The organism is Microcoleus sp. S28C3 (assembly GCF_036700785.1).
GTDB classification, from domain to species: Bacteria; Cyanobacteriota; Cyanobacteriia; order Cyanobacteriales; family Microcoleaceae; genus Microcoleus; species Microcoleus asticus.
In genome coordinates this window covers 1-17,277 of sequence record NZ_JAUBPO010000066.1, presented here as the reverse complement: position 1 = coordinate 17,277, position 17,277 = coordinate 1, and the positions used below count along the sequence as shown (strand labels likewise).

At 47.7% G+C, this 17,277-nt stretch carries 14 protein-coding genes; 7 read left to right on the top strand and 7 right to left on the bottom strand.

The window, feature by feature from the left end:
- Positions 1-25: 25 nt before the first annotated feature.
- The 3 genes from dprA to QUA13_RS19600 form a co-directional block, all read right to left on the bottom strand.
- On the bottom strand, positions 26-1,177 hold the full coding sequence (dprA, locus tag QUA13_RS19610; RefSeq protein ID WP_333201123.1) for a DNA-processing protein DprA: 1,152 nt from the start codon (positions 1,175-1,177) through the stop codon (positions 26-28).
- Positions 1,178-1,439: 262 nt separating this feature from the next.
- Entirely contained in the window at positions 1,440-2,084 is a 645-nt protein-coding gene (locus QUA13_RS19605) for a YdcF family protein (RefSeq protein ID WP_333201121.1), read from the bottom strand.
- Positions 2,085-2,171: 87 nt separating this feature from the next.
- A complete protein-coding gene (locus QUA13_RS19600) occupies positions 2,172-2,819 on the bottom strand; it encodes a DUF2301 domain-containing membrane protein (protein WP_172192465.1) in 648 nt (215 codons plus the stop codon).
- A gap of 80 nt (positions 2,820-2,899) precedes the next feature.
- Here QUA13_RS19600 and QUA13_RS19595 point away from each other — a divergent pair, with 80 nt between their 5' ends.
- On the top strand, positions 2,900-3,577 hold the full coding sequence (locus QUA13_RS19595) for a hypothetical protein (RefSeq protein WP_333201118.1): 678 nt from the start codon (positions 2,900-2,902) through the stop codon (positions 3,575-3,577).
- Between the two features lie 110 nt (positions 3,578-3,687).
- On the opposite strand, the gene QUA13_RS19590 is transcribed toward QUA13_RS19595, so the two are convergent.
- Positions 3,688-4,443: a DUF561 domain-containing protein gene (locus tag QUA13_RS19590; protein ID WP_333201116.1), complete on the bottom strand. Its 756-nt coding sequence runs from the start codon at positions 4,441-4,443 to the stop codon at positions 3,688-3,690.
- 81 nt (positions 4,444-4,524) lie between these two features.
- Positions 4,525-5,328: a creatininase family protein gene (locus tag QUA13_RS19585; RefSeq protein WP_333201114.1), complete on the bottom strand. Its 804-nt coding sequence runs from the start codon at positions 5,326-5,328 to the stop codon at positions 4,525-4,527.
- Positions 5,329-5,512: 184 nt separating this feature from the next.
- Between QUA13_RS19585 and QUA13_RS19580 the strand changes: the two genes are divergently transcribed.
- Positions 5,513-10,867 carry a PAS domain S-box protein gene (locus QUA13_RS19580; protein WP_333201113.1) on the top strand — a complete coding sequence of 1,785 codons (5,355 nt, stop codon included), beginning with the start codon at positions 5,513-5,515 and terminating at the stop codon, positions 10,865-10,867.
- A 373-nt stretch (positions 10,868-11,240) separates the two neighbouring features.
- Here the strand turns inward: QUA13_RS19580 and QUA13_RS19575 are convergent, their stop codons facing one another.
- The gene (locus tag QUA13_RS19575) at positions 11,241-11,564 is read right to left on the bottom strand and encodes a WGxxGxxG family protein (protein WP_172192635.1); all 324 of its coding nucleotides are present in this window, start codon (positions 11,562-11,564) and stop codon (positions 11,241-11,243) included.
- Positions 11,565-11,886: 322 nt separating this feature from the next.
- Between QUA13_RS19575 and QUA13_RS19570 the strand changes: the two genes are divergently transcribed.
- Together QUA13_RS19570 and QUA13_RS19565 are read left to right on the top strand one after the other, a co-directional pair.
- On the top strand, positions 11,887-12,531 hold the full coding sequence (locus QUA13_RS19570) for a hypothetical protein (protein ID WP_172192637.1): 645 nt from the start codon (positions 11,887-11,889) through the stop codon (positions 12,529-12,531).
- 20 nt (positions 12,532-12,551) lie between these two features.
- Positions 12,552-13,298, top strand: a complete 747-nt coding sequence (locus QUA13_RS19565; RefSeq protein ID WP_172192639.1) for a pentapeptide repeat-containing protein — start codon at positions 12,552-12,554, stop codon at positions 13,296-13,298.
- A gap of 176 nt (positions 13,299-13,474) precedes the next feature.
- Here the strand turns inward: QUA13_RS19565 and QUA13_RS19560 are convergent, their stop codons facing one another.
- Positions 13,475-14,002 carry a hypothetical protein gene (locus tag QUA13_RS19560; protein ID WP_333201110.1) on the bottom strand — a complete coding sequence of 176 codons (528 nt, stop codon included), beginning with the start codon at positions 14,000-14,002 and terminating at the stop codon, positions 13,475-13,477.
- Between the two features lie 85 nt (positions 14,003-14,087).
- On the opposite strand from QUA13_RS19560, the gene pyrE reads away from it, so the two are divergent.
- The 3 genes from pyrE to dcm all read left to right on the top strand — a co-directional run bounded on the left by pyrE (position 14,088) and on the right by dcm (position 17,180).
- Positions 14,088-14,663: an orotate phosphoribosyltransferase gene (gene pyrE, locus QUA13_RS19555; RefSeq protein WP_333201108.1), complete on the top strand. Its 576-nt coding sequence runs from the start codon at positions 14,088-14,090 to the stop codon at positions 14,661-14,663.
- 124 nt (positions 14,664-14,787) lie between these two features.
- Positions 14,788-15,840: a restriction endonuclease gene (locus QUA13_RS19550; protein WP_333201106.1), complete on the top strand. Its 1,053-nt coding sequence runs from the start codon at positions 14,788-14,790 to the stop codon at positions 15,838-15,840.
- A gap of 53 nt (positions 15,841-15,893) precedes the next feature.
- On the top strand, positions 15,894-17,180 hold the full coding sequence (dcm, locus tag QUA13_RS19545) for a DNA (cytosine-5-)-methyltransferase (protein ID WP_333201104.1): 1,287 nt from the start codon (positions 15,894-15,896) through the stop codon (positions 17,178-17,180).
- Positions 17,181-17,277 lie beyond the last annotated feature (97 nt).

Sequence of the window (17,277 nt, the reverse complement as noted above, 5' to 3'; positions counted from 1 at the left end):
ATCTGTATAAAATGCGGATTTAACATCAGCACCGCTGATATCTCATTCCCGGTAACTGCGAGACTAATCCCAATAATTCCAACTGCAAAAGTATACTAGAAACTGTTCCCGCTTCTAATCCAGACGCTTCGACAATAGTATCAAAAGAAATCGGTCCAGATTCGATCGCACTTAACACCTTAGCCAATTCCGGCTCCAACGGCGGCCCTTGCTTCTCAACCGTCGGATTTGGAGGAAAGAGCGACAACTGCTCGGCTGTATCCAATTTTGGCATAGCTCCGAGCATTTCCAATAACCTGTCTTCGCTTAACATTCGATCGCTATTTGGCAGAATCGGATGAGCACCTTTACTCAGCAATTCCAAACAACCAAAAGAACGCTCATCATCCAATCTGCCCGTCAAAACATACACATCCCGGCAAAAATCATTCGCTTGATAAGCAGTAATTAAAGCACCCGATTTATGCGGAGCTTCTATCACAATTGTAGCGCGGCTTAAGCCAGCAATTATGCGATTTCGGCGCGGAAAATTAGTTTTATTCGGTTGAGTACCCGCCGGATATTCGCTAATTACCAATCCCTGCTGCAAAATGCGATCGCACAACCTCTCATTTTGTTTAGGATATACAATATCTACTCCCGTTCCCACCACTGCAAAAGTCCTTCCTCCCGTCTCCAAACAGCCTGTATGAGCCTCTGTATCAATGCCCGCGGCCAATCCCGAAACCACAGTAAAACCGCTTTTAGCCAAAGCCGTACTAATTTTGCGAGCCCACCTTCTGCCGTATTCCGAAGGGCTGCGAGTGCCAACAATTGCCACCGTCGGCGTAATTCCTTGATTCTCTTTTACCTCGACTAAACCGCGATAATACAGCACCGGCGGCGGATTGGGAATTTCCAATAATAAGCGGGGGTAATCTGGATCTGCGGGCGTCCAAAAACAGGGATTTTTTATAAGATGTTTTTCGATAAATTCTTCAGGAATAAGTTTATTTCGTTCTTGCAAAATTGTTTCAATTATCTGCTTGCCAAACCCTTCGACTCGCATTAAATCTACTGGTTTTGCCGTCCAAGCTTCTGCCAAACTATTAAAATTTTGATGCAATCTTTGCAACAAAATCGGCCCGATACCGTTAATTTGCGACCATGCTAACCAGTAAGCGCGTTCTTCTAGCAACGAGTTGCCCTCAACTTATCTGATAATAATTTTATCATCTTCGGTTGAATATAGTAGGGAAACGGCACTGCCGTGTCCTGTATCCCTTGGGTAGGAAATGGCACTGCCCTGTCCTGTATTTCCACAGATGCCCGGGTAGGAAAACGGCACTGCCCTGTCCTGTATTTCCACGGATTTAAAACTGTTATATAAATATATTTTGACGAACCGCGAAAGCGCTAAGAACGTGAAGGGAATTAAGAGGTAGGTTGACAATTACTGGCTAGGTTTTCCAATCTACGAAACGGGCGTAAATATAAGCAATAATTTCTCCGATCACAGTCCGAAAACCTTCGCTCGATTTCCACCATTCTTGGGAATTGTAATCTTGCGGTTCAGCCGCTATAATGCCGACTTTAATGGCAGGATTCAGCACTTCTTTGAAAACAATCCAACTTCGGCGGGCGTGAGGGCCAAAAGAATAAAGATTAATTGAGTCAACTTTTATGGCAGAAGCAGCCAGCCAATCGCGAAGTGCGATCGCAGAAGCAGCAGTGCGGTGTTTCACAACACTCGCTGCTGGTACAGCTACTACTTTGTTTTTATCAAATCCTAGCGCAATACAAGTCGCGGCAGTCAGTTCCGCATAATTTTTATATTCAGCCAGATAGTAGCCTTTACTTAAAGGAACTCCTGTGGTAATTAATTGGCGGTATTTGCCTTTTTTGAATTCGGCGATCGCACTTTCGATCGCATAATCGGGTAACCAGCCTTCGACAACCAATATATCTGCTTTAATCGGCGCATTTACCGCCAAAAACGGATGGATATTTGTGATAATTAAGAGCATTGCAATTATTAATACCATCAGAGCAACTACCCAAAGTTTCCTGGTAATTGCCCACATTTCTCGGCGGATTAGACTCATTTTGATTTTGAGTTTTCGCAGGATTGCAAAATTCATATAGCAGATGTAGAAGGAAGAAGGAAGTCAGATATTCTTCCTTCTACTATACTATTGGTGTTTCAGATACTCAAAAACGCTTTTATCTCCGATATCCTGTGGCATCGGTTGAAAAAACTTGCGCACAGCAAAGATGATAAACAAAGCCGCCCAAACTGCTAGCAAAAACTGTTCATTTTCGGCTGACAAAAAGCCGAAAATATGTCCTAAAATTAAGAGAGGAACTCCCGGAGTCAAAAACTTAGTTTCTAGGCGGTTAAAGCAGAATGCTTCCTTAAAATAAACGCCATTTAAGGCAGCAAAAGTAAAGCCAATTCCCCACAACGTGGCTGGATGTTCGTACACTGCTAAAGCTAGAGGTTGGCTGCTTTGTAGGGCGACAAACAATGCTGCCGCGCCACCGATCGCCCAAAACGCCTGTAGTGCTCGGTGCAGCGCAATCATGTAAATGTGAATAGTTGCCAAGCTGACGCCTAAAGCTATCCAGAAACAAGCAAAAACAGGCGTTACAGCTTGGATTGCAATCGGGTTGTCGCCCTGTTGCAGCACCAGAGTAGCGCCGATCGCAAAACACAGCGCCGCCACCCCCAATCCAGCGCGGTAAATCAACACTCCCGCGCGATCGCTTTGAGTAATCGTAAACTCGCCGAATTGTCCTTGATAGACTTCCGATTCATCAGGCGATTTCAGTAGTTGCATTACAGCTTCCTCCTATTAGACACGAATGTACTTCTGCCAAGATATACTTTATTGATAAACCGATATAGCGAGACCGAGCGATGCCTAAATTTAACAAGCCTAAACTTAACCAGCCTAAACTTAACCAGTCTAAAGTTAACAAATCTAAATTGGACGATCGCCCAGATCCAAGCAAATCCCTTCCTTCACAATCCGAACTTCCTGTAGTTCAGCTTGATGAAACCATTGTAGCAGGCAGAAGACCGAAACCGCTAAACGACTTCCAGCGCCTGCTGGCGGAAGTACCCGAATTTAGCTCGGGGTTCGATCCAGAAATGTTCGCCCATCTCCATGAAAGTATCCCCTTTAGTCTCAAGCAATTTGAAAGTAAAATTAGGAAAATTTTAGGATCGAAAAATATTGATGTCAGCCTTGAAAATTCAGCCAAATATCTAGAGTACATCAAGCAAAATATTCAACTCCCGTGCCACGTTACCGGTATAGAAGAGTTTGAATGGGAAGAAGAATATACGATAGGTTCTGGCAGTCAAAAAGAATATGCAAGGCTCAAAAAAACTCAACCTTTTTCTACTGATAGATTCAAAATTAATCGGTTTGAGGATTTTAGGGTTGAGGAAGAAGGCATATTTGTGGAAGTGCAGCGCGTCGGCGAGTGCCAAAAGTTTATGTTGCCTTTATCCGAGTTAGAATCAGTTGATATGATTTCCCCGAACAATCAGTTATTAGATGATTATGCCGTGTGGGTTGCCAATTATTAAGGAAGTCTTGGAAGAGGGAGAGAGAGGGAGAAGAGGAGAGGGAAAAAAATCTTCACGCTTGACTTATTCCCTCAACATCTATCCGTTAAATTCGTTGCCGAACTTCTTAATTAAATTGAAGCGGCAAAGTGCGATCGCGAAACCAAAGCCAAAGCTTCAACCAAACTGCGAACAGCCGCAATCATCGCCACTTCGCTATTAAGTTGGCTGACAGCAGAACCGACACCAATACCCGCAGCACCGGCTCCAATAGCGAGGGGTGCGGTGACGCTGGAGATGCCGGAAGCGCAGAGTACGGGGACGGATACGGCGCGGGAAATTTCAAAGGCTGCGGCTAAAGTAGGCGCTGCTTTTTCAATTAATCCCAAGGTGCCGGCGTGAATTGGCTGGGCGCTGGTGCCGCCTTCAGTTTGGATGATGTTAGCCCCAGCTTTGACTAATTCTGTTGCTAATTGCACTTGTTTGTCGAGTGCCAAAATGTGGGGAACTGTCACAGAAAGAGTGATGTTCGGAAATAGCGATCGAGTTTCGCGAGTCAACTGCAAAACTTCCTCAGCTTCAAAGCGGCGGCCTACTGCGTAGAAAGCATCAAAGTTGCCAATTTCAATCAAATCAGCGCCAGCTTCTACCGCAGACACAAACTTTTCCGGTTCCACAGCCGATACACAAATTGGCAAATTTGTCAATTGTTTTGCCATCAATACCAAATCTCGATCGGCAGCAATATCGACAAAGGAAGCACCGCCGAGATCCGCTGCTTTGACGACAGCCGCAACGTTCGCGGCATCAAAATTATTTAAACCGCTGATAATTTTCAGGGCGCGACCTTGCTCAAATGCGCGCTGCAATTTAGAATTTACACTCATCGTTAGTTTTCCAACTCAAAAAATTTCTTAGACTTATTTTGACACGGATTAGAACAATTTCTGATTTTTAATTCTTAATTTTTAATTACTTCCCGGCTGTCGAAATTTGATCGCATCTTTGATAACTTGTACCCAGCCGTCAGAGAGAGATTCGAGAATACGAGATCCCTTTTCTTTCGCCGCCGCCGTCACATCGCCCAACACACCACTTTCAGTCAACTCTCGCGTCAGCCAAGCAAAAGGCAAATTCCCTTCCATACTCAGCAAACTGTCGATCGGCAAATTTTTCGGATATTCTGTAACAGCCAGTTCCATTTTCACCTGCGATGGCAAAATTGCCAACATCAAACTCGTTTCTGCATCACCAGCGTGAATCCCAAATTCCAACTCCTTCGCACTCAATAACTCAGCAGCTACATTCGGAACGCGCCAAACAAACAGCGGAAAAACCGAAAAATCCTGATATTTTTGATGAATATCCCGCGCCGCAATTTCCATCACCTGCGGCTGTCCGCCGTGACCATTCATTAACACTAATTTCCGAAATCCTGCCCGGTAAATACTGTCCGCCATTTCACCGATTACTGCTAAAAGTGTCTGAGCACTGAGCATAATTGTACCAGGAAAATGGCAGTGTTCGTTTGACTTGCCGTAGTACAAAGGCGGCAAAGCATAAGCGGGAATATTTGCCTCTAACTTTGCCAGCGCTTTGCCAGTAACCGCCACGCTAATTGCCGCATCTACAATTAAAGGCAAATGCGGGCCGTGCTGTTCGATCGCACCTAGCGGCTGAATTATAACTGTATTTTCCTTGTCCGACATAGACTCAATTTCTGTCCAAGTCAGATATGGAAAAAAGCGTGATTCGGGAATAAAATTGTGCATATTGTGGCGGCAAGAGCATCGGCAAACAAGGCAATCAACTAAGCTGAAAACTAAAAAGTAATTCCCAAGATAGATCGCATATTCTGTCTGTGGGTAGATAATATAATATATCAGATGCTTTAATTTCGCGCTGATAGACGCTCGCCAGCTCAGACATACCGAAAGACGTAGAGACGACTAATTGATGGAAGCTTGGCAAACCCCACAAACTAATTTAACCGACATTCCGATCGCCGAGGAACTGTCGCGCCGCACCCCTCGATCGCACGATCGAAAAGCAGAAAACCGAGCGCTACAAATGCTGGCTCGACAACTGGCAACCTCACCCCACACGCTGCTCAAAACACTGGTTGCGATCGCTCAAGATTTGTGCGACGCAGGAAGCGTCGGAGTCTGCTTGCTAGAAGAAAATGCAACTTCCGAACAAATATTTGGCTGGGAAGCCTTGGCGGGCGCGTGGGAAGCCGCAGAACACACAAACACACCGCGCAAATTGCGTTTGTCGGGAGCTGGTTTCGATCGCCAAACTCCCCAGCTTTACTTCGCTCCAGAACAATACTTCACCGACTTGCAGCAGCTAGAATTGCCGATCGCCGAAGCGTTAGTCGTGCCGCTGCAAGCAGAAAATCAACCGCTGGGGGCAATATGGATTGTATCTCACGATTCCGATCGCCAATTCGATGCCGAAGACTTGCAGATCGCGATCGCCCTAGCAGACTTTGCCGTTGCCGCCGTACAAATCGATCGCGCCAATCGAACCAAAGAAGCTTTGCGAGAAAGCGAAGAACGCTGGCAGCTAGCCTTGCAGGGAAACAACGACGGCATTTGGGATCAGAACCTGCAAACCAATTTCCAGATCCTGAGCGATCGCGGTTTAGAGATTTTGGAACGTCGGCCCGAAGAAGTCAAGCACTTCAGCCAATTTTTAAGCTACATTCATCCCGATGATTTGGAGATGGTGCAAAGCAATTGGCAGCGACACTTGCATCGAGAAACCTCACATTACTGCTGCGAGTACCGCATTGGCTGTCCCGACGGGCGCTACAAATGGATTTTAGCCAGAGGGCGAGCAATTTGGGACGAGTCAGGCAATCCCTTGCGGGCCGTGGGCTCCCTCACAGATATCAGCGATCGCAAACAAACTGAAATTGCCTTAAAACAAAGCGAAGAACGTTTGAGCATCGCCATCGAAGGCTCAGGCATGGCAACCTGGGATTTAGACGTGCGAACAAATCGAGTAATTTGGTCGGCGACCCATTTCAGCATTTTGGGCTGCCAACCGACACCGGGCGGCGAAACAACCTTCGCTGCGTGGCAAAACTGCGTGCATCCAGACGACTTAAAGCAAGTCCTGGAGGCAATAGAAACAGCTCGGCAAACCCGATCGCTCTACTCCCCCCAATACCGCATCATCCGGGCCGACAGCGGAGAAATCCGCTGGTTGAGCTCGTTCGGGCGCTATCTCTACGACGCCGCAGGCGAAGCAGTGCGGTTTATCGGAGTATTATTTGATGCTACCGATCGCAAAATGGCCGAACTCGCCCTCCACCAGAGCGAGCAAACCGTGCGCCGTCAACTTCTAGAGATAGAGTCGCTCTACCAAACAACTCCCGTGGGTTTGGCCGTTTTAGACACAGATTTGCGGTACGTGCGGCTCAACCAGCGGTTAGCCCAAATCAACGGCTTGCCCGTGGAAACGCACATCGGCCGGACGGTGCGCGAAATATTCCCCGGCTTGGCAGACACAGCCGAAGCTGTGTTCCGCAGCCTTGTCGAAACCGGAGAACCGATGCAAAATTGTGAAATCAGCGGTGAAACCAAAGCTCAACCCGGTGTTGTACGCACTTGGCTCGTGAATTGGTGGCCGCTCAAAGACACGGGCGGGGAGATTGTCGGGATGAATGTCGCGGTACAGGAAATTACCGATCGCAAAATCGCCGAACTCGCCTTGCAAGAAAGCAACAACCGCTTTGAGTTAGCTACAAGGGCGATCGACGGCATCGTGTTTGAGTGGGATTTGGCAAGGAACTCTGTTTACCGTTCCGAGGGACTGTACTCCCTCGTCGGTGTCCGCCCAGAGGACGCACCCGCAACACCAGAGTGGTGGAGAGAACGCATTCATCCCCTCGATTTGCCGCGCATCCAAGCCGGAGCGGACTCAATCTTCAGTGCCGAGCGCTATGAAATCGAGTACCGAGTCCGGCACCAAGACGGGCGCTGGATCGATGTTTGGGAGCGCGGCTGTTCGATGCGCAACCAGCAAGGTGAACTGACCAAAATAGTCGGCTTCACCAGCGACATTACCAAGCGCAAACAAACAGAAGCAGCACTGCGCGATCGCGAAACCCACCTGCAATTGATTCTCGACAGCGCCAAAGACTACGCCATCTTCACCCTCGACACCGGCGGACACTTTACCACTTGGAACTCAGGCGCGGAAAGATTGCTGGGCTATACCGAAGCTGAAATCCTCGGACACCACGGACGAATTATCTTCACCCCAGAAGACTCAGCAGCCGGAAAGCCGGAACTAGAAATGCACCTCGCCCTGACTCAGGGAAAGGCAGTAAACGAGCGCTGGCACCTCCGCAAAGATGGCAGCCGCTTTTGGGGCAGCGGGCTGGTGATGCCCCTGCGCGACGCAGCAGGCGATGTGCAAGGTTTCCTCAAAATCATGCAGGACAAAACCGAGCGCCGGCAAATAGAAGAAGCACTGCGGCAAAGCGAAAATCGCTACCGCACCATCGCCGATGGCGTCCCGCAATTAATGTGGATCAACACCGCCGACGGCAGGTTAGAGTTTTGCAACCAACACTGGAAAATCTACACGGGCATAAGGCCAGCAGAATTGCCGCTGGCTGCGCCGGTGCTGCACTTATTTCATCCTGAGGATCTGCCAACAGTTGTCCCCACGCGCACCAAGGCAATTGAAGCAGGGGAAGCCTACGAATTCGAGTGTCGGGTGCTGCGGTTTGACAACACCTACCGCTGGCATTTAGCGCGACTTGTACCCATCAAAGACGCGAAGGGACAGGTGCTGCAATGGGCCGGGATCGGCATTGATATTGACGATCGCAAACGAGCCGAAGAAAGCTTAGCAGAAAGCGACCGCCGCTTCCGCTTCCTGGCTGAGTCGCTGCCCCACCTGATTTGGAACGTAGACTCCGGCGGGGCAATTCGTTTTACGAATCAACAAAAATGGTCGGAATATCTGGGAATGTGTTACGAGGAAGCCGTTCACAACAATTGGGAGTCCCTGGTGCCGCCGTCCGATGCGGCAGAAGCTTTTGCCCGCTGGCAAGAATGTCAAATCACCGGAGAAGTTTATCAAGTTGAGCTGCGCCTGCGGCGGGCAGCAGACCAAATGGAACGCTGGCATTTGTCCCGCGCCGTGCCATTTCGCGGCGCGGGGGGCGAAATTGTCGAGTGGATCGGCACGTATACCGATATTCACGATCGCAAACAAGCCCAACTGAATGAGCAGTTTCTCTCCGAGCTCGAAGTCCGCTTGCGGCAGCGCTCCAACCCCGCAGAAATGTTGTCGGAAGCGATGAACAGTCTGGGAGAATATTTACAGGCAGATCGCTGCATCTGGCACGAAATCGATGTAGAAGCCGATCTGGCAATTGTCCACCAAGACTGGCATCAGTCAGACCTTGCCAGTGCCGCCGGCACCTATCAAATCTCCGACTTTAAGACGGCAGAACTGAAAGCCCTGTCTATGGCAGGTCAAACACTTGTCATCTCAGATATCGCTAATTATTCCCACACAGCGCATTTATTCGATAACTACGGTGCCGTGTCGATTCGCGCTTTGGTCGATGTTCCCTGCCTTCAGGAAGGGCGCTGGGTGGCTCTTTTGCTGGTGACATCAAAGGCGGTGCGGCACTGGCGGCCCGATGAAGTTTGGCTGATGCAAGAAGTGGTGGCTCGCCTCTGGACGGTGATCCTGCACGCGCGAGCCCTGCATGAGCTGCACGAAAGCGAGGCTCGGTTCCGCGCTCTAGCTGACAACATCGCTCAGTTGGCCTGGATGACAGATCCCACTGGGGGGAGTTTATGGTACAACCAGCGCTGGTTTGACTACACGGGCACAACCCTAGAAGAGATGCGAGGCTGGGGCTGGCAACTGGTGCAACACCCGGAACACCTCGATCGGGTTGTCGCAAAATTTAGGCGCTGCATTGAAACAGGCGAACTATGGGAAGATACTTTCCCCTTGCGCGGCAAAGACGGATCTTACGGCTGGTTTCTCTCCCGCGCCGTGCCGATTCGCGACGATAGAGGCAATGTGCTGCGCTGGTGCGGCACCAACACCGACATTACCCATCGCAAAGTTGCAGAAGCGGAACGGGAACGCCTTCTAGCCCGGGAAAAGGCAGCGCGGGAACAAGCAGAACAGGCTAACCGCGTCAAAGACGAATTTTTGGCTGTTTTGTCCCACGAATTGCGGACTCCCTTAAACCCGATTGTGGGCTGGACGAAGCTGCTGCGATCGAACTCTCTGACACCGGAAAAGCAGCGTTACGCCTTAGAGACGATCGAGCGCAACGCCAAACTGCAAACCCAGCTTATCGAAGATTTGCTCGACGTGTCGGGGATTCTGCAAGGCAAGGTCAGCTTGAATATTGCACCTGTGGATTTAGCCGGGGTGATCGGCGCTGCTATTGAAACGGTGCGTCTGGCGGCGGAAGTCAAGTCGATTCAAATCAGCACTCAATTTGCACCGAATCTCGGCCCGGTGTTGGGCGATGCGGGGAGACTTCAGCAGGTACTCTGGAATTTGCTGTCCAATGCCGTCAAGTTCACCCCGCCGAGAGGCAAAATTGAAGTCGTTCTCGATCGGGTTGACACCGACGCCCAAATTACTGTAACTGATACTGGAAAAGGTATCGAAGCTGATTTTCTACCCTATGTATTCGACTACTTCCGGCAAGCTGACAGCACTATGACGCGCAAGTTTGGCGGATTGGGTTTAGGATTGGCGATCGTCCGCCATCTCCTCGAACTCCACGGCGGCACGGTGAAATCGGAAAGTGCAGGCGAAGCACAAGGCGCCACATTTACCGTCACGATACCCCTGATGCCCGCGCAACCTCAGACAAGTCCTGCAGCGGCTGCGCCGGAGCAATTCTTCAATTTGAGCGGTATCAACGTGTTAGCGGTGGATGATAATGCCGATGCGCGAGATTTGGTGGTTTTTGTGCTTGAAAATTGTGGGGCAAGCGTTACAGCAGTTTCTAACGCCGACGATGCCTTGGCGGTTTTAGGTCAGTCTGTGCCGGATGTGCTGTTGAGCGATATTGGAATGCCCGACACTAACGGTTATCTGTTGCTGCGGCAGGTTCGGGCTCTGGCGCCAGAGCAAGGGGGACTGGTTCCGGCGATCGCCCTCACCGCTTATGCTGGAGAAATTAACTATCAGCAGGCCCAGGCTGCAGGCTTCCAGCGGCACCTTTCTAAGCCTTTTGACGTGGACAAGTTGGTGCAGGCGATTTGGGAGGTACTCGGTCGATCGGGCGGAAACAACATTATTTAAGGTCTTTTTATGTCTGAAAAGTCTTTATTTAACGAACCGCCAAGACGCAAATAACGCGAAGAAGAAAGGAAGAAATAAATAATATCAAATCCGGTTAGATTTGAGATGTGGCACCATTCTCAATAAAGCTTTTATAGGCAGCGTCGGAGCAACGGCACATAAGAAAATCCATCTATTGTGAAACAGGCCGGAAAACCAGTCCTTGACAATGGTGCAATATCTCAGATGCAACCAATTTTACAGTCGTTCGATCGCGCCTCATCTCAAACAAAAAAACCTCACAGATGGAGGTTTTTTGATGATTATTGGCGATCGTCGGACAGGTTAAAACATCCTGTCCCTGCATGATGCCCACAGCCCTAATACTCGATTATTAGCGGTAGTCAGTACGCACGGCTGGATCGCGATCGCCCGTTGTAGTGGTATAGCGGACATTTTCTTCGCGTTTGCGGGGAATCAAACCTAACAAACCGGACAAGCCAAGCAATCCCAACCATCCCCAGTCAAAATCGCGATCTGTCTCAGCATTGTAGACATCGGAGCGAGGAGTTGTGGTGGTGGTAGTGCTGTTAGTACCGCCAGTTGTACCGCCAGTTGTATCTGTCTGAGCCGAAGCAGGCAGATTACCTGGTACCATGGCTAAACCAGCAGCTAGAATGCCTGCACCGATTGCTTTGGATAAATCAGAACGTTTCATAATTCAAATGCTCTCTGTTGGCAAAAATCTTTAACTATCATCACTATATCGATCGGCTATTAAAGTTAAATCCACCTCTAGCAGTAAACATTGTTATGTTCCACGTATAACTACAGATTGATATCAAATTTTTAGCAGGCGCACGAAATTAAAGATTGCTCGCGGAGGCACTCCGGCACTAGAAATCGCGGGTCTGGCACCAGACTCGGTTGTGAGGCACTCCCGCGCTCCCGACAACAGACAAGGTGTTGTTGACAAAAAAAGGTAAACTCAGATATTGCACAGACAACTGTTGGAACTCGATCGACGGAGATAAAAACTTTTGGGAATAGAGCTACGCAGCTACGTATTTCTAGACAATTTGCAGCCGCAGCACGCAGCATACATCGGTACAGTCGCCGCCGGATTCTTGCCGCTGCCGGGGGATGCGTCGCTGTGGATAGAAATCTCGCCCGGTATCGAAATTAACCGAATAACCGATGTCGCCTTAAAATCAGCCTCCGTGCGCCCGGGAGTGCAGATAGTCGAACGCTTGTACGGCCTTCTGGAAGTACACTCAAGTCAGCAAGGGGAAACGCGGGCCGCAGGCAAAGCAATTCTAGAATTCATGGGAGTCCGCAGAGAAGAAGGTATCAAACCGCGAGTGATTTCCAGTCAAATTATTCGCAACATTGACCCCCACCAAACACAATTAATCAACCGCACCCGCCGCGGACAGTTGCTGCTGGCGGGACAAACGCTTTACGTTTTAGAAGTAGAACCGGCTGCTTATGCAGCGCTGGCGGCCAATGAAGCAGAAAAAGGCGCATCTATTAACATCTTAGAGGTTCAGGCTGTAGGCAGTTTCGGACGGCTTTACCTCGGCGGCGCAGAACGAGATATTATAGCAGGTTCCCAGGCAGCAATTGCGGCGGTGGAAAACGTAACGGGTCGAGAAAATCAAGCAATTTTTGGTCGCAAGGAATAGCCGTTAAAGGAGATGCAATTATGGCAAACACACAGCATTTAGCGCTGTTAAAAAAAGGTGCTGTTACTTGGATTGAATGGAGAAGTCTCAACCCAAATATAGAACCGGATCTCAGCGAAGCTAACCTCGCTGAAGCAAATCTAAGAGGTGCGCATCTTTGGCGCTCAAATCTTTTTAAAACAGACTTGTTTAAGGCTAAATTAATTGCGGCTAACCTCGCCGAATCAAATCTTAGTTTAGCAAATCTTGCCGGAGCGCAACTGCTCGAAACTAATTTAATTAAAGCTAATTTAACTGGAACCAACCTGCGATCGGCCGACATGAGGCGAGCTGATTTGAGCGGTGCTAATTTAATTGGGTCTGACATCACGGCGGCCAATCTCCAACAAACCGATTTCGCAGATGCGAATTTAATCGGTGCGGTAATGTTTCGAGTTAATGCGATCGGCGCGAACCTCAATTTTGCTAATCTCAGTCAAGCCAATCTCACTCAAGCCGAATTCATTGAAACACATTGCTATGCAGCCAATTTCTCTAAGGCTAACCTCGGGGAAGCTCACTTCACTGCCGCCTATCTTTTCAAGGCAAATCTCTGTTTTGCGGAGTTGAGCGCTGCCGATTTCCGGTGGGCAAACCTCGGCAAAGCTGATTTGAGAGGGGCGAATTTGACCCGGGCAAATCTCAGAGGAGCGAACTTGGCGGGAGCTAATCTGGGCGAAGCTATTTTGAAAGGAACAATCATGCCTGACGGCAGCATTATTTCATAAATATTGGATAATATTTAGTCCTGTAAAATAACCGCGATAGTTAAAAAAAATCCAGTTGCGCGTTTACCGACAGCATCGCCAAAACATGAAATTTTGGGGCGGGTTCAGACTTTCTCTCATACAAATCCGAGATTTAGTAAACCCGCCTCGGCTCAAAACTCGCAACTGTCGATCGACTAATTTTTGCCGGCCGGCGATACTTGATAAAGTCCTCTGACGGGGCCTGGATCGGTCTGTGAATCTTGCTGCTGTGTTGGAAGTGTAAACTGATCTTGAAGCCCGGCGGGAGTGGGGAAACAGCCGCTCGGTTGAGGTGCTAGCTGGCAAGCAGCAGGCAGTGCCATGACTGAGGCATCGAAGGGATTGACGGCATCTGGGACGCGGAGAATCGGATCGCTGGAAACTTGGCGCTGCATTACTCGTCGGTAGAAGCCGTTGACGCGACTGGCATCCCGCTCGATTTCTTTTTCGGGAAAGGCAACGACGCCGCTGGGGGAACCGATGCCTAAATAGTCGCCCAAGTAACCTTGCAAGCTGACGTTGTGGTAAAAGTCTCCTGAAGCTTCAAAGAATTGTCGGTTGAAGTCGTCGGCAATCGGGTGAAATCGAGCTGTTTGTGCTTGAGCTGGTTTGACGGATGCCAGTGCGGCAGAGGCGACAGCGAGAATCAACGCGCCGCTCAGGCTTTTTAACTTTTGACTCATAATATTTCAGCCTCCTTAATTAATTCCGATTCCACTATAAACTGATTATCGGCGGATTATTTGTGTTTTTTACACGGTGTGAGTTATGGATGCTGCGGATTTAAAGGTGTTGCGCGATCGACTTCTAGATTTGTTGTGCGAGTTTGCTTATCGTGAAGGCGATTTTGTGCTGTCTTCGGGGCAGAAAAGTTCTTATTACATTAACTGCAAACCGGTGACGCTGCACGCTGAAGGTGCTTTGGCAACGGGACGTTTGCTGTTGTCGATGCTGTCGTCGGATGTGCAAGCGGTGGGCGGTTTGACTTTGGGTGCTGACCCGATTGTAACTGCGGTGAGCGTGGTTTCGGCTCTCGAAGGTCGACCTATACCAGCTTTAATTGTCAGAAAGGAGACGAAGGGACACGGGACAATGGCGTATATTGAGGGTCCACTGTTGCCAGAGGGGACAAATGTGGCGGTTTTGGAGGATGTGGTGACGACGGGTAAGTCGGCGATGCAGGCGGTGGAACGGTTGCGGGGTGCCGGTTATAAAGTCGATCGCGTGTTGTCGCTGATTGACAGGGAGCAAGGTGGAGGGGAATTATATCGCGAGGCGGGATTGGATTTTCAAGCCATTTTTACGATCGCGGATCTTAAGGAATGGATTAGTAGCAAGAAATAGGGAAAAGTGCGATCGCCAGCCTCCTCCCCTGAAAAATCGCGTCAACGGCCGCCGAACATTTAATAGCGAGAAGGGCGGGCGATCTCATCAAACTCACAGCACTCAATATCACACAAAGCCCAAAATGTCAACTCACAATTACAGAAGAACAGTTGAAGAAATCCGTGAGTTAGCTTCTATGTTTTGGCCTTCCGACTTATCTCAAAAGGAAGCAGAACTCAGTGTCATACCAAAATTGATAGAAACTCAAGAGCAATTTATTGCTATTCTTAGCGTCCCTGTTTCGGAGTTAAGCGGATTATTTCAAATAGTAGAAGCTTCAACACTTTCGGCAAATATGTTCCTGAAACATTTAATTGTACTGGCGGACTTTGGGGGAGAAATGATAAAAAGAGTGAATAGTCAGTTTAATTCTATGTTTCCCTTAAAGAGATTAGATTACCTTTGGAACCTGCAAACTTACTCTTATCAATTCACTTTTCTACCAGCATCAGGTCAACTAACCAATAATAAACTAGGGATTGACGGTAAAAAAATACTCCAAAATCAATCTCTATCTTTGGCACATAAAGATTTAATAGCAATTCTTTTGTTCGGCGCTAGTTCACTGAATGAAAAAAGCGCTGAGGTTTTAGCTAAATGTGAAATTGGTAATTACTTAGGTCAACCCGATAAATTAAATAAGTTTATTAAACAACGATATATCTGGGTTAGCCGGATAACCTCTGGGTCACAAGCCAATACTTTAGGTCAAATCGCTCAAAACTTTGTCAAAGAATACTTACAAGATAATTTAGGGGTTATAGATATAGCTATTAGACCTAACGGTCATTTACCCGGCGTTAGACATACTGACCAAGAAAGCGAAAAAGGACTAACAACATTTGATCTGGTTCTTTCTAAAGAAGATAAGTTTGTTGCAATAGAGATTAGCTTTCAGGTAACAACAAATAGTGTAATTGAACGTAAAGCTGGACAAGCAAGAGCTAGATTTGAGCAGATTGAAAATGCAGGTTATAAAATGGCTTATGTCATTGATGGTGCTGGTAACTTTGAGAGGGAAAATGCAATCAGAACCTTGTGTACGTATAGTCATTGCACTGTGGCATTTTCCCACAATGAACTTAATGTACTTTGCGATTTTTTGAGGGATTACTTTGTGCCTAACAATGAGTAAAGAGATGGTATACTGAAGAAATGCTGTTAAAATCTCAACTAACTAAAATTATTATGCCAAAAATCCGTTTTATTGACTTATTCTCAGGAATAGGCGGCATGAGATTAGCGTTTGAATCCGCCGCTCGTTCCTTGAATCTGGAAACAGAATGCGTATTAAGCAGCGAAATCAATCCCGACGCTCAATTAGTTTACCAGAAAAACTTTGCCGACACACCTTTAGGCGACATCCGATTAATTGACAAACTGCCTGAACATGAAATTTTACTAGCGGGATTTCCTTGTCAGTCTTTCTCCTATGCTGGCAAAAAAGAGGGCTTTGGAGACACCAGAGGCACCCTATTTTTTGAGATTGCAAGGTTAATTGATACCTTTAAACCTCAAGCATTTATTTTCGAGAACGTGCGGGGGCTTGTCAGCCACGACGGCGGTAGAACCCTCGAAACTATTAAGGGCGAAATCAAAAGCCGAGGTTACAGCTTCGATTATTTCTTGCTCAACAGCTCTAACTTTAGCTTACCTCAGAACCGTGTCCGAGTTTACCTAGTAGGAATTTTAAATGCTTCGCCCCAATTTGGCTTAATTTCCGACTTAGGCCCAAAAGATTCGCATTCCTCTAGTCATCAACAGCTATCGTTATTTTCCCCGTTAAGTAAACCTGTCACAGTTGCAGATATTTTGGAAGACAATCCAGATCCAAAATATGATTGTTCGCCAGAATTTGTTAAGGCCTTGAAACAAATAGTTAACAATGATTTTAGTCGCTTGCACGGTAGGCGGCTAATTGACTATCGCGGCGGCAATTCGATTCATTCTTGGGAACTGGGTTTGCGAGGCGAGTGCAGTTTAGACGAAATTGAATTAATGAATCTTTTTATATTGAAAAGGCGCAATAAAGAATTTGGAGCTGACCAAGATGGCAAGCTATTAACTAAAGAGCAAATAGCTACTTTTTTTGCTCATCCCAATCTCGTTGAAATTCTGGATTCCTTGGTAACAAAAAAGTACCTGCAACGGAACAACAATCAGTACAAACCTGTATCCGGTAACTTTTCCTTTGAAGTCTATAAATTTCTCGATCCGCATAAGATTTCGGTAACAATTGTTGCCAGTGATGCTAATAGATTAGGGGTTTACTCTCATAACCGAGTTCGCAGGATTACTCCCCGCGAAGCATCACGATTACAAGGTTTTCCCGATAGTTTTATTTTGCATCCTAATGATGATAAAGCTTATCATCAACTGGGTAATAGTGTAAGTATTAATGTAGTTAAAGCTGTTGCTCTAGAAGTTATCCAGAATGTTTTGTGTTCTACCAAACAAAAAGTTAGCTCCTGGTGAATTGGGAAGGGTGGGCGGAGTACTGGAGTTTAGACTAAGCACAAATTTACTCAGAAGGAGCTGAGTAGAAATTATGGTGAATTTAGAGAGAGATTCC

Coding starts and splice junctions, on each gene's coding strand:
- QUA13_RS19590 (WP_333201116.1), bottom strand. CDS start 4,443: ATGAGTGTAAATTCTAAATTGCAGCGCGCATTTGAGCAAGGTCGCGCC.
- QUA13_RS19580 (WP_333201113.1), top strand. CDS start 5,513: ATGGAAGCTTGGCAAACCCCACAAACTAATTTAACCGACATTCCGATC.
- QUA13_RS19575 (WP_172192635.1), bottom strand. CDS start 11,564: ATGAAACGTTCTGATTTATCCAAAGCAATCGGTGCAGGCATTCTAGCT.
- QUA13_RS19605 (WP_333201121.1), bottom strand. CDS start 2,084: ATGAGTCTAATCCGCCGAGAAATGTGGGCAATTACCAGGAAACTTTGG.
- QUA13_RS19550 (WP_333201106.1), top strand. CDS start 14,788: ATGTCAACTCACAATTACAGAAGAACAGTTGAAGAAATCCGTGAGTTA.
- QUA13_RS19565 (WP_172192639.1), top strand. CDS start 12,552: ATGGCAAACACACAGCATTTAGCGCTGTTAAAAAAAGGTGCTGTTACT.
- QUA13_RS19600 (WP_172192465.1), bottom strand. CDS start 2,819: ATGCAACTACTGAAATCGCCTGATGAATCGGAAGTCTATCAAGGACAA.
- pyrE (WP_333201108.1), top strand. CDS start 14,088: ATGGATGCTGCGGATTTAAAGGTGTTGCGCGATCGACTTCTAGATTTG.
- dcm (WP_333201104.1), top strand. CDS start 15,894: ATGCCAAAAATCCGTTTTATTGACTTATTCTCAGGAATAGGCGGCATG.
- QUA13_RS19585 (WP_333201114.1), bottom strand. CDS start 5,328: ATGCACAATTTTATTCCCGAATCACGCTTTTTTCCATATCTGACTTGG.
- QUA13_RS19560 (WP_333201110.1), bottom strand. CDS start 14,002: ATGAGTCAAAAGTTAAAAAGCCTGAGCGGCGCGTTGATTCTCGCTGTC.
- QUA13_RS19595 (WP_333201118.1), top strand. CDS start 2,900: ATGCCTAAATTTAACAAGCCTAAACTTAACCAGCCTAAACTTAACCAG.